We start from the raw sequence: 15,013 nt of genomic DNA on the forward strand, positions 1-15,013 counted from the left end.
TCAGACGCTCGCTCCCATCGACAATACGAGGGCCGCGCAGATCGCGGCATACAGGGCTCCCTGGAACAGCGCCGGGTGCCAGACCCGCGCCAACACGCCAACCCGACGCAGCACGGCATCGGCGATCAGGAACAATGGCAGCCCCAACAGCAGGGCCTGGGCAATGGGCGGCAGGTAGACACCGCCAAATTCGAAATCAATGGGCATGGGCGCCCTCCTGTTCAGGCAGCGGCAGAGGCCCCGCCAGGACCGACCGATAGCGCTGCAGCAACTGACTGGCAACCGCGAGCGCCACGCGCAGGATGAACAAGCGCCGCAGCGCTTCCCGATCAGCGTCCAGGTGCGCCTCGTGCAACGCATCCAGGGCCTGGCCGACCCGTTCGGCCTCCTGCAACAGCCCGTCGATGTCCACCGGGCGTTGCCCGCCGATGACCTCGGCCATCCCCTGCAACACTAGGCCTAAACGGGCTTTCGTGCCTTCTGGCAGCGCCACGCTGGTCACGCACTGGGTACGCGCCTGGCCCAGGGCAATGGCCAATGCCGGGCAAACCAGGCTGCAATCGAACAGCGCCCGGGAACGCGGGTCGGTCGCCGCCGGCAGCAAGCCGATCATCGCGGACAGGCGGTCGAGCGTACGGCTTTCGAAGTCGAACTGGTGGGTCAACCCGTTGCCCTCGGTCACCTGCCGGTACACATCGTCACGGGTCAGGCGGAACAGCCGGGCCATGCGTTTTGGCGCATTGAATGGAAAGACCAAGGCGAACACCACCATGGCCAGCACCCCGGCGACCACGTAGCCACCCGCGAACTCGAACCACTGGATGGCACTGTTGTGGTAGGCGCCGACGTTCTGCGGCCCGATCATCAACAGGCTGATCAGGCCGATGCCCATGCCGATGCCGGCGGTCATCGGGTTTGCCAGGCCAACGGCTGCCAGGTAGAGCAACGGCGCCAGGCACAGGGCAAGCATTTCGAAATCGGTGAAGATCGGCAGCAGCGCAAACTGGTACAACGCCGACAGCACCAGCGCCACCAGCAGGCCGCGGTTGTAGTTCTGGCTCGCCAGTAAGGGCCTTGGCAGGGTCGCCATCAGCGAACACATCACGCCGATCAGGATCACCCCGGAGCGCGCGCCGTCCCAGGCCGTTTCGATCCATAGCCAGCCGGCCAGGAACAAGGCCAGGAATGCCCGCACGGCATTCATGCCGGCCAGGCGAAAATCCAGGTGCAGGGCACTGAACCGCCCCTGGTCATGAGGGCAGCTGGCCGCCCTGCCCTGCTGGATCGCCTCGTTGAGCTCGATCAGCTCATCGAGTTGCTGCAACAGGCGCGCCTGCTCCCAGCGCAGGGCCCAGGCCAGCGAACGCATGCGCGGCGGCAATGGCTCGTTGAGAAACTCGGCGCGGTCGGCAGCCTGGTCGAAGCCCTGGTGCAGGCAGCGGATCGCCTTGCGCCCGCTCGCCGACAACGCCACACCGTCGCGGGCCAGCGCGTCCAGGCTGTCCAGCTCGGCCAGGCGCAGCAGCTGGATGCCGGCCGGCAGCGGCCCTTGCCAATGCTGCTTGATCAGCTCGCGTTGCTGGCGCAGCACCAACAGACGCGACACCAGCAGCACCAACTGGTTGGCCAGCAGTTGCACCAGCCCGTCGGCGCTGCGCAGGTGCGGCGCATCGAAATACAGGTGCCGGCGCAGGCCTTCCAGCGCGCTGATCTCAGCGATCAGCTGCGCCTGGCGTTGACTGAACGCCGCCTCGTCTTCTTCGGTACGGACCACTTCGGCCGCGTGACGGGCGATCAGCTTGACCAGACTATCGACCTTGCTGAAATACCCCTGCGCCACCGCCTGGGGGCGAGCGGTCAACAGGCTGACCACGGCCACGCAGACCACGGCCAGCAGGGTTTCGGTCAGCCGGGTGATGGCCAGCAGGAAAATACCGTCCGGCTCCGGGACCGCCAGCATCGCCACCACCACGGCAGTGAACCCACTCAGGACGAAGGCGTGGGAATCGGTGTAGCGCAACAAGGTCCCCCCGGCCGTGCAGAAGGCCAGCCAGAGGGACAGGCAGACGATGAAAGGCATCGGCGCCTGGGGGAACAGCGCCATGATCGCCACCGCCACGGCTGCGCCCGCCGCTGTGCCGAGCACCTGGGCGAAGCTGCGCTTGAGGGTCATGCCGGCCAGCGGCAGGCTGATGATGATCACGGTCATCAGCGCCCACTTCGGTTGTTCCAGGTCGAAGATGAACGCCAGGTACAGGCACAGGAGGCCTGCGACGAGGGTGCGCAGCGCGAACAACAGCACCCCGCGCCCGGGGTTCAAGGCCAGCTTGAAATAGGCAATCAGTGGACCCATTCGGTACCTCGAGACACGGACGGGGAACCCTGCGCCAAGGCATGGCTTCCCGAGCCAGGTTATTTCATCAGCAGGTTGCAGCTGGTACAGACACAACGTTAGTTCGATAAACGGCCTGTCGGTAGAGGCCGAATTCGCCCCCCTGCGTTCCATTTGGTGAACGCTTTTGCCTGAGTGCCAGCACTTATCCTGTAGGGTGCGTGCGGACATGGAATTGGTTCACAAATTTCTGAACTGATTATTTATCCCCAGCGATTTTTCCCTCCGTCGCCCCTCACCAGAATCGCTTCACCAACAATCACAATAATCGTGAGGCCACGCCCGTGGACCAGACCCTCCAGGTAAGGCAAGCCGCCGCCGACCTCGTCGACGCCTTCGCCAGCAACGACACCGCCCGCTACTTCGCCTGCTTCAGCGAAGACGCCACGTTCCTCTTCCACACCTTGCCGCACCCGCTGCTCTCGCGCCGTGCCTATGAAACGCTGTGGGCGCAATGGCAGGCCGAAGGCTTTGCCGTGCTGGCATGCCAGTCCAGCAACGCGCAGGTGAGCTTGCAAGGTGAGGTGGCGATCTTCATGCACGACGTGGCCACGCACATTCGCATCGCAGGCCAAGAGCACCGGCTGGCCGAGCGCGAGACCATCGTCTTCAAGCGCCAGGGCGAACGTTGGCTGGCCTGCCACGAACACCTGTCGGTCGCCTCCGACACCTGATGTCGCGGCCCTGCCGCACTGCCAACGCACCACAAGAAAGTCCGCGCATCGCGCCGACTCACAACAACCGCGCTGGAGCCTTACCATGAGCCACTCGACCGGTATCGAGACCAATGGCGTCGAACAGATCCCCGATGATCAACGCGACGCGACCCCACTGGACCTGTTCCGCCTGATCTTCGGCGGTGCCAACACCTTCGCCACCGCCGTGCTGGGCAGCTTCCCGGTGCTGTTCGGCCTGTCGTTCCAGGCCGGGCTATGGGCCATCCTGCTCGGCGTCGGGGTGGGCGCCTTGATCCTCGCCCCCATGGGCCTGTTCGGTGCGCTCAATGGCACCAACAATGCGGTATCGTCCGGCGCGCACTTCGGCGTGCATGGGCGTATCGTCGGTTCGTTCTTGTCGTTGCTCACCGCCGTGGCGTTCTTCTCGCTGTCGGTTTGGAGTTCAGGCGACGCCCTGGTCGGTGGCGCCAAACGCCTGGCCGGGCTGCCGGAAACCGACCTGACCCTGGGCCTGGCCTACGGCCTGTTCGCGGTGCTGGTGCTGGTGGTGTGCATCTTTGGCTTCCGCTTCATGCTGTGGGTCAACAAGATCGCGGTATGGGCCTCGAGCCTGCTGTTCCTGCTGGGCATCCTGGCCTTCGCCGGCCCCTTCGACATGCACTTCGCCGGTAGCGTCAACCTCGGCCAACCCGGTTTCTGGGCCGCCTTCGTCGGTGCGGCGATCCTGGCCATGAGCAACCCGGTCTCGTTCGGCGCATTCCTCGGCGACTGGTCGCGCTACATCCCGCGTCAGACGCCCAAGGCACGCATCATGCTGGCTGTGATCGCCGCCCAGGCGGCGACCCTGATCCCGTTCCTGTTCGGCCTGTGCACCGCGACCCTGGTGGCCACCCAGGCCCCGGACTACATCGCGGCCAACAACTACGTCGGCGGCCTGCTGGCGATCTCGCCGGGCTGGTTCTTCCTACCGGTGTGTCTGATCGCGGTGATCGGCGGCATGTCCACCGGCACCACCTCGCTGTATGGCACCGGCCTGGACATGTCCAGCGTGTTCCCGCGCCTGCTCAGCCGCGCCGGCGCGACCCTGCTGATCGGCGTCGCCGCCATCGCCTTCATCTTCATCGGCCGCTTCACCTTCAACCTGGTGCAGAGCGTGTCCACCTTCGCCGTGCTGATCATCACCTGCACCAGCCCCTGGATGGTGATCATGATCCTCGGCCTGGTCACCCGTCGCGGCTTCTACCATGCCGACGACCTGCAGGTGTTCACCCGTGGCCAGCGTGGCGGGCACTATTGGTTCACCCATGGCTGGAACTGGCGCGGCATGGGCGCCTGGATTCCCAGCGCGGCGGTGGGCCTGTGCTTCGTCAACCTGCCGGGGCAGTTCGTCGGCCCGCTGGGCGAGCTGGCCGGCGGAATCGACCTGAGCCTGCCGGTCACCCTGGGCATGGCTGGCCTGCTGTATATCGCCCTGCTCAATCTGTTCCCTGAACCCGCCGGCGTCTATGGCCCCCAGGGCCCGCGTTGGGTGCGCTGCAAAAGCGCCCCGCGCACGCCGGTGACCACCGCCGAATCCGCCTGACTGGAACCCGACCATGACCAACCCCCACTACATCGACGGCCGCTGGGTCGAAGGCCAAGGCAACGATTGCATCACCGTGCATGACCCCGCATTGGGCCAGCCATTCGCCGAGCTGATGTCCGCCAGCACTGCCCAGGTCGACCAAGCCGTGGCCGCCGCCTGTCGTGCCCTTCCCGCCTGGAAAGCCACTGCTCCGGGCGAGCGTGCCGCGCTGCTGCGTGGCTTCGCCGAACAACTTGGCCAGCGCCGCGAAGCCCTGATCACCCTGCAAATGCGCAACAACGGCAAGCCCCGCCACGAAGCCGAGATCGACCTGGACGATGCCGTGGCCACGTTCGGCTACTACGCCGACCTTGCCGAGCAGTTGCCTGGCAAGAATGCCGAGGTCCCCCTGGCCGCCCCCGGCTTCACAGCCCGTACGCGCCTAGAGCCGGTGGGCGTGGTCGGCTTGATCGTGCCGTGGAACTTCCCCCTGGTGACCAGCGCGTGGAAGCTCGCCCCGGCCCTGGCCGCCGGTTGCACCGTGGTGCTCAAGCCTTCGGAAGTCACCCCGCTGATTGAACAGGCCTACGGCCAGATCGCCGAGGCGCTGAACCTTCCCGCCGGGGTGCTGAACATCGTCAACGGCAAGGCCGAGACCGGCGCCGCCCTGAGCAGCCACAACGGCCTGGACAAGCTGTCGTTCACCGGCAGCAACGGCGTAGGCAGCCAGGTCATGCGCGCTGCTGCAGCCCAGTGCCGCCCCGTGACCCTGGAGCTCGGTGGCAAATCGGCGATCGTGGTGTTCGATGACTGCGACGTGGACCAGGCCGTGGAATGGATCGTCGCCGGCATCACCTGGAACGCCGGGCAGATGTGCTCGGCCACCTCGCGCCTGCTGGTCCAGGACGGCATCGCCGACGCGCTGCTGCCACGCCTGAAGGCGGCCCTGGAACAGATGCAGGTGGGCAACCCGCTGGTCGAGGACGTGGCCATGGGCCCGCTGACCAGCCAGGCGCAATGGCTCAAGGTCGCCAGCTACTTCGCCATTGCTCGCGAAGAAGGCCTGCACTGCCTCACCGGTGGCCAGGTGCTGGACCGCGACGGCTGGTTCGTCAGCCCCACCGTGTACGTGGAGGTGCCCGAGGGTAGCCGCCTGTGGAACGAGGAGATTTTCGGCCCCGTCCTGTGCGCCCGCCGCTTCGCCACCGAGGCGCAGGCCATCGCCCAGGCCAACGACAGCCGCTTCGGCCTGGTCGCCACCGTGTGCAGCGCCGATCTGGAGCGCGCCGAGCGTGTGGCCGACGCCCTGGAAGTCGGCCATGTGTGGATCAACTCGGTGCAGGCGGTATTCGTCGAGACCTCCTGGGGCGGGACCAAGGGCAGCGGCATCGGCCGCGAGCTCGGGCCATGGGGGCTGTCAGCGTACCAGTCGGTCAAGCATGTGACGCGTTGCCTGGGCTGATATCCGCTTGGGGGCGCCATGCGCCCCTTTCGCGGCACAAGGCCGCGCCTACAAAAAGCCGCCTCACACATAAAAGCCCATGTCTCTGGTGACTTTTACCCCTCGCCGCAAAGTCCCACCCCTGGTAGCCCAACAATCACAACACCAGGCCAGACCTCCCATGCACCCGCAACGCACCGCCCTGCATAACGAGCTGCACGCCCGCCCGTCGCTGTACTTCGACGAGCCTGCCCATGTCCACCACCTGGCCCTGCTGGGCAATGACACCGCCTGCCTGGCCTTGCTGCAACGCTGCTGCCCGGACGCTGTCGACATGGAGGCCGCCCAGGGCATCACCCGGCTGGACGGCAACCCCTTCAAATGGGAGCGCCACGCCGAGTTCTTCACGCTGATCCTGGTAGTGCCCTGCGCCACCCACGATGCCGGCTGGCAGGCGCTGCCCCAGGTCCTGGCCGACGCCATCGCCCCCCAGGCAGACCAGGTGATCAATGCCGTGCAGGTGCTGGTGCGTGGCGAGCAGGACCTGGACCTGACCCGCTACGGCTTCAAGGACCCTTGTGGTTCCTGCGTCGGTGGCGGCGACGCGGTGGTGTGGAGCGATTTTCGCCTGACCGAAGACGGCACCAACCGCCTGCTGTTCGTCAATCGGCGCCTGAACGCCTATCGCCAGGGCCGAATGATCCGCCGTCTGCTGGAAATCGAGACCTACCGCATGATGGCCTCGCTGGCCCTGGCCACAGCCAAGACCCTGAGCCAGGAGCTGGACGCCTTCGACCGGACCCTGGTGAGCCTCTCCGAGCGCAGTGCCAGCGTCGACGGCCATGACTCCAAGGCCCTGCTCGAAGCCATCGCCCACCTCTCGCGCCAGGTAGTCAGCCGCACGGTGAAGACCCGCCACCGTTTTGGCGCCACCCAGGCCTATGCGCAGCTGGTGTTCGAACGTCTGGGCGAGCTGCGCGAAAGCCACGTGGGCGATTGCCAGCGCCTGGGGGTGTTCATCGAGCGACGCTTCAAGCCGACCGTGCGCTATTGCGCCGCCACCGAGCAGCGCCTGGAGCAACTGGCCAAGAATGTGGCCAACCTGGGCGACCTGCTGCAGGCGCGCGTGCAGGTGGAGATGGAAGAACAGAACGCCGGCATCCTGCGCAGCCTCAATGCCCGGGCCGATACCCAAGTGAAGATCCAGAAGGCCGTGGAAGGGCTGTCGATCATCGCCATCACCTACTACCTGCTGAACCTGTTCAAGCTGCTGTATGGCGGCCTGAATGTACTGGGTGCCGGGCTGACGGCGCGCGAGGCCTTGGTGGGGATGGCAGTGCCGGTGATGGTGGTGCTGGGAATGATCCTGCTACGCATCAGACGGGCGAAGCAGCACTGAACCAGGCACAAGGCACTCCCCCTGTAGGAGCGGCCTTGTGCCGCGAAAGGGCTGCACAGCAGCCCCAGGCCTCACCGCGCTTCGTCAGCCGGCCGTGCGCTGTCCTGCAACAACACCATGCTCTGCGGCGAAGACAGCGCGATACCTTCGTCACGCAACCGCCCCAGTACCGTGAACAGCAGGTCGCTGCGCGCACCCGACACCTGCCGTGGGCTGCTCACGTAACCGCTGACGTTGATCACCATCCCGCTGGCAGTGAGGTCCTTGAAGGTCACCGACGAGGCTGGCGCATCGAGGATCGACTCATGCTCGCGAAACGCCGCCAGCAGCAGCTCGCGCACTTTGTTCGCATCGGTGTCCAACGGCAGGGTCAGGGTGATGCCGACCACGCCCAGGGCGTTGCCCATGGTCACGTTGCGCACGTTCTGGGAAATGAACTGCGAGTTGGGCACGATCACTGTGGAACGGTCGGACATCTGGATTTCCGTGGCACGCACGTTGATCCGGCGGATGTCGCCCTCCACCCCGGCCAGGCTCACCCAGTCGCCCACCTTGACCGGGCGCTCGGTGAGCAGGATCAGGCCGGAGATGAAGTTCTGCACGATCTGCTGCAGGCCGAAACCGATACCCACCGACAGCGCACTGACCACCCAGGTCAGGCTGGTGAGGTTGATGCGCAGGGTCGACATCACCAGCATGGCCAGGAACAGGAAGCCCAGGTAGCCGACCAGGGTCACCAGGGAGGCACGCATGCCGGCATCCATGTCGGTCTCCGGCAGCAGGCGCTCGCTCAGCCAACGCTTGACCACGCGGATGGCGAACAGCCCTCCGAGGAACATGGCCATGGCCAGGAAGATGTCCTGCGGCACGATGTTCAGGTTGCCGAGCACCTTGCCGCCACTGCCGTCCCATTCCGCCAGGCTCAGCAGCAGCTCGCCGGGGCTGGTGCCCGAGGGCATGAGCACCAGCAGGCCGGCGACGAACAGCAGCACCGTGCGCCCGATACCGGCCAGTATGGTACTGGCCTGGGCCTGGTGGCGCGGCTGCAGCCCAAGCGCCGAGGACAATGCCAGGCCACTGGGCTGACGCGGCGACAACAGGGTTTCGCACAGGTCACCGAACACCGTGATGAGCAGGTAGGCGCAGGTTGCCACCACGCTGATCCACAGCAGCTTGGCGGTGAGGAAGTAGGCCAGGGTCAGGTAGCCGGTGAGCAGGGCCAACAGGATCAGCCCCACCCAGACCACGATCACGAACGGTATCAGCCCGGCCAACCCAGGCGGGCGCTCCAGCTGGTGCCGTGTGCGCGCGCGGCGGTAACAGACCAGGGCCGCAACGAAGATCAGCGACACCACCAGGGCGGTCAGGCCGTTGGTGGCCACGGTCAGCGCCAGGCTGGTGCCGATCACGCTGTTGATGCGTTCCTGGGTCAGCAGCACCATCAGCGCCAGGGCCAGAACCTGGGGGAACCAGCCCAGGGCGCTGGCCACTTCGTCCGGGATCGGCGGCAGGCGCCAGGAGGGGCGCTGCAGCATCAGCATGGCGCGGCCAAGGCCGGCGATGAAAGCGCTGAACACCACCAGGGTGAGGATATGGTTGGTCAGGCTGGCGATGTTACTGCCCAGCTCGGCGCTATTCTCCAGGCCCCAGCGCACCAGCGACACCGAGCCGCCGATGGTGCTCAGGGTCGCCAGGCTGACGCTCAAGGCCAAGGCACTGCGCCGCAGGCGGCCTTCGGGCAGCCAGCGGATCATGGCATCGGCCAGCAGCCGTTCGAGCACCTTGCGCACCAGTGTCCAGACCAGCAAGGCGGCCACCAGGCTGCTGACGAACAACCAGCGGTGCTCGGCACTGAAGGCACTGGCCACGGCATCGGTCGCCTCGCCGCGCAAGTCGCGCAGGCGTGCCACGTCTTCGTCGGTCGGGCGGATCAAGCTCGACCAGAACGCCGGGCTCAGTGGGCTGGCGGCGCGGGTGGTGACCTGCGAATTGAATTGGCTGCGGCGCAGGTTGACGATCTGCGTGGCCAGGTCACGGGCCGACTGGGTCAGCTTCACCGCCTGCTGTTGTTCGGCCAGTACCGATTTCTTTTCATCGCTCAACTGCTTGCGCTGGCGGGTGATGCTGTCGGCTTCGTCGGGCAGCACCGGGCCGAGCACCTTGAGCTGGTCGTCCAGGCGCTCCACGTCGGAGGTGCGTTGCGTGCCCAGGGCGTCAGCCTGGCGTTGCACCTGCAAGGCGGCCTGACGCAGCTGGGACAGCAAGTCATCGTTGGCCTCGCTGGTAAGCCCCTGGCGGACCTGGTCCAGGCGGTCGCTCAACTGCTCCAGGCTGGCGTTCTCATCCAGCGTGGGCAGCTCACCCGCGCTCAACGGCCCGACCTGTGCCGACCAGGCCGGCGTGGCTACCCACAACAGCAGGGCAAGCGTTGCTACACAAAAACGGTAAAGGCTCAGGCGCCTCATCGAATTCCCCTATTTACACGCTCGATTGGGCGGGGATTCTACGCTGCTCGCAGCGCTCAGGTGAGTGCCGTTTCTCGCGTGAGCAATTGCCGTTTACGCTCCACGCCCCAACGGTAGCCGCTGAGGTCGCCGTCACGGCGTACCACCCGGTGGCAGGGGATGGCCACGGCGAGGCAGTTGGCGGCGCAGGCCTGGGCGACGGCGCGCACGGCCTTGGGTGCACCGACGCGTTCGGCGATGTCGGTGTAGCTGACCGTGCTGCCCGCGGGAACCTCGCGCAGCGCCTGCCAGACGCGCTCCTGGAAGGCCGTGCCTTGCACGTCCAACGGCAACGCCAGCCCCAGGGCCGGTTGCTCGACGAAGCCCACCACCTCGGCGACCAGGCGTTCGAAACCGGCGTCGCCGCCGATCAGCCGAGCCTTGCTAAACTGGTCCTGCAGCTCCTCGAGCAAGCGCTCGGGGTCCTCGCCCAACAGGATGGCGCAGATGCCCCGTTCGCTCTGCGCCACCAGGATCGCGCCGAGCGAGCATTGGCCGATGGCGAAGTGAATGGTCGAGCCCGCGCCCTTGGCCCGATACTCCCTCGGGCGCATCCCCAAGCGTTGGCCGGCGCTCTCGTAGAAGCGGCTGTTGGAGTTGTAGCCGGCGTCATAGATGGCCTCGGTCACCGAGCTGGCGCGGTCGTCGAGCCGCTCACGCAGGCGCCGGGCGCGGTAGGCCGAGGCATAGGCCTTGGGCGTGAGCCCGGTCTCGGCCTTGAACACGCGGTGCAGGTGGAAGGGGCTGACGGCCAGCTGTACACCGAGCTGGTCGAGGTTAGGCGCCGTCTCGCTGGCCTCGATCAACCGGCAGGCGCGGGCCACCAACTCGGTGCGGCGCATCGACTGCAGAGCCTTGCCCTCGGTGCAGCGGCGACAGGCACGGTAACCGGCCGCTTCGGCGGCGTCGGCGTCGTCGAAGAACTCGACGTTCTCGCGCTTGGCCAGGCGCGACTTGCAGCCAGGCTGGCAGTAGACGCCCGTGGTGCGTACGGCGTAGACGAAATGACCACTGGCCGCCGTGTCGCGGCTTTGCACGGCGAACCAGCGGTCGGCGTCGGTGGCGTAGGCGGTGGCAGGCTTCATGAATTCTCTCCTGGCGGCTGATGGTTGCAAGCCTGACAGGCCGGGTTGGAACGGGCACTCCGTTTATTGCTGGGTAATCTGTGGTGCATTCATCGCCGGCAAGCCGGCTCCCACCTGTCCCGCGCTGTTTTCAGAGGCACCGCCGTACCAGCCGGCCGCCGATGAGACAGCGCCATACGTTCAGGCGCGCCACAGGTACCAGGACGCCACGGTCCGATACGGGCTCCAGCCGCCTCCCAGCGAACGCATCTGCGCCGGCGTCGGTGCCTTGTCCATGCCCTTGAGCCGACGATACCCCTCGCGCACGCCGAAGTCGTCCACCGGCAGGATATCGGAGCGCTCCAGGCAATAGATCAACAGCATCTCCACGGTCCAGCGCCCGACGCCACGCAGGCTCACCAGACGCTCGATCAGCACATCGTCATGCAATGCCAGCGCTTGCTCGCGGCTGGGGACGATGCCGTCCAGACGCGCCTGGGCGATCCCCTGCACCGTTGCCAGCTTGCTCGCAGAAAAGCCACAGCCGCGCAGCATCTCGGGCGGCGTGGCCAGCAGTTGCTCGGGGCTTGGGAACGCGGCCCCCGGGTACAACGCCAGCAGACGCGCCAGGATCGCTTCGGCCGCCCGGGCGTGCAGCTGTTGGTAGGCCACCGCCCGCACCAGCGCTTCGAAGGGCTCGCGCTCAGGCACAGCGCTGTGCTGGCAGGGGCCGATGGCCGCGATGTGCCGGGCCCAGTCTGGGTCGAGCGCCGCGAGAAAGTCCGTGGCCTGGCGATAGGCCGAGGGCGAGAGGTCGGCGTGGATCATGCGCGATAGCCTCCGATGATCGGAAAAGGACCAGCTTAGACCAACCCTTGACCGACCGAACGACGGTTCTTGCGCAGGTAATTGCCGCGCCTCAGTCCGTAACGGCTCGCAGCTTCCCTGCCCGCCGGTAGGACTGCCGGGCAAAGCACACGAACAACCCTGCCATCACGGCCAGCGCCATGGGCAGCCCGTGCGGTGCCACGTCCATCGCTGCCCCGCTGACCAGCGGCCCGACCAGGCTGCCGACGCCCCACAGCAAGCCCACGCTGGCATTGGCCGTCACCAAGTCCTGGCCCTTGAAGCGCTGGCCGATCAACACCAACGCCAGGGTATAGATACCGCCAGCCACGGCGCCCAGCACCACCAGCAGTGGCCACAGCAGCCAGCTCATCTGCAGCAGCCACGGCAGGCCGATGCCGATCGCCATGGCGACCACACCGCATACCAGGTGCAACCCGGTACGCTCGACCCGGTCGGCCAGCCAGCCCAGGGGCAGCTGGAAGATCATGTCGCCTGCGAACACCACGGTCACCATCAACGCCGCTGCACCCACTGCGAAACCATGGCTGGTGGCATATACCGGCAACAGCGACAGCACCACGGCATCGAAGAACGAGAAGAACAACACCGCCACGCACAGCGCCGGCGCGACCCGGAAGAATCCGGCCAGGCCAAAGCTCTTCTCGCCTTCCTCGTGCTCGACATGGTCATTGGGAACAGTCAACAGGATGCACAGCAACGCTAGGCCGTAGCAGGCGGTGACCACACCGATGACCCACGGGCTGTTGGCGCCAAGCACCGCCAACATGGCCGGGCCCAGCACCTGGAAGCCGGTGAAGCTGGTAGCGTAGAGCGCCATGATCTTGCCGCGGTTGTGCTCCGGGCACAGCTCGTTGACCCACGACTCGCCAAGGATGATGGCGATGCCCATGCCGACACCCAGCGCCAGACGCAGCACCGCCAAGTACCAGATCGAGGTGAAGGCGCCTTCGAGCAACGCGATGCTCAGGGTGCACAAGCTGAAGCACAGCAAATAGATGGTGCGCCGGGTCAAGTGGCGGCAGCAGGCATCGACCATGAACGCCGAAAGCATCATGCCCGCCGCGGGGATGGCCGAGAGGATACCGATCTCAAGGGTGCCAGCCCCCGCCTCGTGCAGACGCAACGACACCAGCGGCAGACTCGCGCCCAGGCTGAACCCCACCACCGACACGGCGAACAACAGGCCCGCCAGCAAACGCATGTTCATTACCACTCCTTGCTCGCCGCCCGAAGGCACCCTGGGCCGGGGCGGCTGGAAAAACCACTGGAAAGATGTGCGAACGCAGCCGCCCGCAGCCACGCCGGCAGGCGGGCACGCAGGGGCGCAAGGATCAGTTCAGGGCAAGGTGTGGCGAGAAGGTGAAGGCGAACAGCACGCTGCGCCGACGCTTGAGCACCGTGTCGCTCGGCCACGCACGACGCACCGCCTGGACGACAGGCTGGTGGACAAGGCGAAGGCTCTGGGAACGGCGCATTGCATCGACTACGTGAATTGAAAGGAGGCGGCACTCTAGGCCAGAGGCCGGTGTTACGTCAATTGCGACACTGGCCGGTTCAGTGGGCCCGTAAAAGCGCTGGGACCGCGTCGCGCTCCAATCGCGGAGCAAGCCCGCTCTCATAGAACAACGCATAACTATTTGTTTTTGCAGGCCCTTTGTGGGAGCGGGCTTGTCCCGCGATTGGAGCGCAACGCGGTCCCAATACCGATCAACGCTTGCCGGTGGAAGGCAGGAATACTGCCAGCAAGCCAAACAGCGGCAGGAACGAGCACAACCCATATACATATTCGATCCCTCGCAGGTCGGCCAGGTAGCCCAGCAGCGCCGCACCGATGCCACCGAAACCGAACATCAGGCCGAAGAAGATCCCGGCGATCATGCCCACGCTGCCCGGTACCAGCTCCTGGGCATAGACCACGATGGCCGAGAACGCCGAGGCCAGGATGAAACCGATCACTACGCTGAGCACGCTGGTCCAGAACAGGTCGGCGTACGGCAGGGCCAGGGTGAACGGTGCCACGCCCAGGATCGAGAACCAGATCACCGCCTTGCGCCCGATTCGGTCACCGATCGGCCCGCCGAAGAAGGTGCCGGCTGCCACCGCGCCCAGGAACAGGAACAGGTGCAGCTGGGAGCTAGCCACCGAAACGCCAAACTTCTCGATCAGGTAGAAGGTGAAATAGCTGGTGAAGCTGGCCATGTAGAAATACTTGGAGAACACCAGCAAGCCCAGCACCACCAACGCCAGGATCACCCGCTGGCGCGAGATGCCATGGCTGGCCTGCACAGCCTTGCGGGCCTTGAACTGGTTGAGGTGGCCCTTGTACCAACCGCGCAGCAACAAGGTCACGGCGAAGAAGAACAGCCCGGCCAGGCCGAACCAGGCCACATGGCTCTGGCCGAAGGGAATGACGATGGCCGCCGCCAGCAGCGGGCCGAGGGCGGAGCCGGCGTTGCCGCCAACCTGGAAGGTCGACTGGGCCAGGCCGAAGCGTCCTCCCGATGCCAGGCGGGCAATGCGCGAGGTCTCGGGGTGGAAGGTCGAGGAGCCGATGCCCACCAGCGCCGATGCCAACAGAATCATCGGGAAGCTGCCGACGAACGCCAGCATCACGATCCCCACCAGCGTGCACAACGTGCCCAGCGGCAACAGGTTCGGCGCCGGACGCCGGTCGGTGAAGAAACCGACCCAGGGTTGCAGCAGCGAGGCCGTGATCTGGAACGTCAGGGTGATCAGGCCGATCTGGGCGAAGCTCAGGTTGTAGTTGGCCTTGAGCATCGGGTAGATGGCCGGCAGCACTGCCTGGATCAAGTCATTGATCAGGTGTGCCAGGGCACAGAAGCCGATGATGCGCATCACCAGTGGGCTGGCCTTTGCAGCGGTGCTGGTGCCGGTGGAGGTCTGGGCGCTGGTGATGGCCATGGCTGTGTCCTTTCCGCGAATTTGGGATCCGATTATCAGGAAAGAACTAGATACTTAGCTACCTTTTTATGCGATCCGCGGCTCGACGGGCCAGGCCTGCATAGCGCGTTGTTTGCAGTTTGGAGTGTGCAGTGAGCGACTCGCCCAGCTAAGCGTTTGAAAGGCCGGAAATTTTTTTTA

The 15,013-nt window shown here is 65.9% G+C and carries 12 protein-coding genes; 4 read left to right on the forward strand and 8 right to left on the reverse strand.

The genetic code is table 11. The features are described 5' to 3' along the window. Together IRZ56_RS04065 and IRZ56_RS04070 are read right to left on the reverse strand one after the other, a co-directional pair. Nucleotides 1-207 carry a DUF1656 domain-containing protein gene (locus tag IRZ56_RS04065; protein ID WP_196143744.1) on the reverse strand — a complete coding sequence of 69 codons (207 nt, stop codon included), beginning with the start codon at nucleotides 205-207 and terminating at the stop codon, nucleotides 1-3. After that, nucleotides 197-2,353 (reverse strand): FUSC family protein, encoded by a 2,157-nt coding sequence (locus IRZ56_RS04070; protein ID WP_196143745.1) that lies wholly within the window; start codon nucleotides 2,351-2,353, stop codon nucleotides 197-199. Before IRZ56_RS04070 ends, IRZ56_RS04065 begins: the two co-directional genes overlap by 11 nt. Nucleotides 2,354-2,676: 323 nt before the next feature. Here IRZ56_RS04070 and IRZ56_RS04075 point away from each other — a divergent pair, with 323 nt between their 5' ends. The 4 genes from IRZ56_RS04075 (at nucleotide 2,677) to IRZ56_RS04090 (ending at nucleotide 7,473) form a co-directional block, all read left to right on the forward strand. Continuing rightward, nucleotides 2,677-3,066: a YybH family protein gene (locus tag IRZ56_RS04075; RefSeq protein WP_196143746.1), complete on the forward strand. Its 390-nt coding sequence runs from the start codon at nucleotides 2,677-2,679 to the stop codon at nucleotides 3,064-3,066. 85 nt (nucleotides 3,067-3,151) lie between these two features. Continuing rightward, nucleotides 3,152-4,651 (forward strand): purine-cytosine permease family protein, encoded by a 1,500-nt coding sequence (locus IRZ56_RS04080; protein WP_196143747.1) that lies wholly within the window; start codon nucleotides 3,152-3,154, stop codon nucleotides 4,649-4,651. 13 nt (nucleotides 4,652-4,664) lie between these two features. Then, complete coding sequence (locus IRZ56_RS04085; RefSeq protein ID WP_196143748.1) at nucleotides 4,665-6,095, forward strand: aldehyde dehydrogenase family protein; 1,431 nt, start codon at nucleotides 4,665-4,667, stop codon at nucleotides 6,093-6,095. A gap of 160 nt (nucleotides 6,096-6,255) precedes the next feature. After that, on the forward strand, nucleotides 6,256-7,473 hold the full coding sequence (locus IRZ56_RS04090; protein WP_196143749.1) for a DUF3422 domain-containing protein: 1,218 nt from the start codon (nucleotides 6,256-6,258) through the stop codon (nucleotides 7,471-7,473). A 71-nt stretch (nucleotides 7,474-7,544) separates the two neighbouring features. Here the strand turns inward: IRZ56_RS04090 and IRZ56_RS04095 are convergent, their stop codons facing one another. From IRZ56_RS04095 to IRZ56_RS04120, 6 genes are all read right to left on the reverse strand, one after another. Next, the gene (locus tag IRZ56_RS04095) at nucleotides 7,545-9,938 is read right to left on the reverse strand and encodes a DUF3772 domain-containing protein (protein WP_196143750.1); all 2,394 of its coding nucleotides are present in this window, start codon (nucleotides 9,936-9,938) and stop codon (nucleotides 7,545-7,547) included. Nucleotides 9,939-9,994: 56 nt separating this feature from the next. Continuing rightward, the gene (gene ada, locus IRZ56_RS04100) at nucleotides 9,995-11,062 is read right to left on the reverse strand and encodes a bifunctional DNA-binding transcriptional regulator/O6-methylguanine-DNA methyltransferase Ada (protein WP_196143751.1); all 1,068 of its coding nucleotides are present in this window, start codon (nucleotides 11,060-11,062) and stop codon (nucleotides 9,995-9,997) included. A 180-nt stretch (nucleotides 11,063-11,242) separates the two neighbouring features. Beyond that, nucleotides 11,243-11,869: a DNA-3-methyladenine glycosylase family protein gene (locus IRZ56_RS04105; protein WP_196143752.1), complete on the reverse strand. Its 627-nt coding sequence runs from the start codon at nucleotides 11,867-11,869 to the stop codon at nucleotides 11,243-11,245. A 91-nt stretch (nucleotides 11,870-11,960) separates the two neighbouring features. Next, complete coding sequence (locus tag IRZ56_RS04110) at nucleotides 11,961-13,118, reverse strand: MFS transporter (protein WP_196143753.1); 1,158 nt, start codon at nucleotides 13,116-13,118, stop codon at nucleotides 11,961-11,963. Between the two features lie 124 nt (nucleotides 13,119-13,242). Then, nucleotides 13,243-13,386, reverse strand: coding sequence for a hypothetical protein (locus tag IRZ56_RS04115; protein ID WP_196143754.1), 144 nt, complete (start codon nucleotides 13,384-13,386; stop codon nucleotides 13,243-13,245). A gap of 232 nt (nucleotides 13,387-13,618) precedes the next feature. Further along, nucleotides 13,619-14,833, reverse strand: coding sequence for an MFS transporter (locus IRZ56_RS04120; RefSeq protein ID WP_196143755.1), 1,215 nt, complete (start codon nucleotides 14,831-14,833; stop codon nucleotides 13,619-13,621). Nucleotides 14,834-15,013 lie beyond the last annotated feature (180 nt).

It is taken from the genome of Pseudomonas guariconensis (genome assembly GCF_015680235.1).
In the GTDB taxonomy this organism is placed as follows: domain Bacteria; phylum Pseudomonadota; class Gammaproteobacteria; order Pseudomonadales; family Pseudomonadaceae; genus Aquipseudomonas; species Aquipseudomonas guariconensis_A.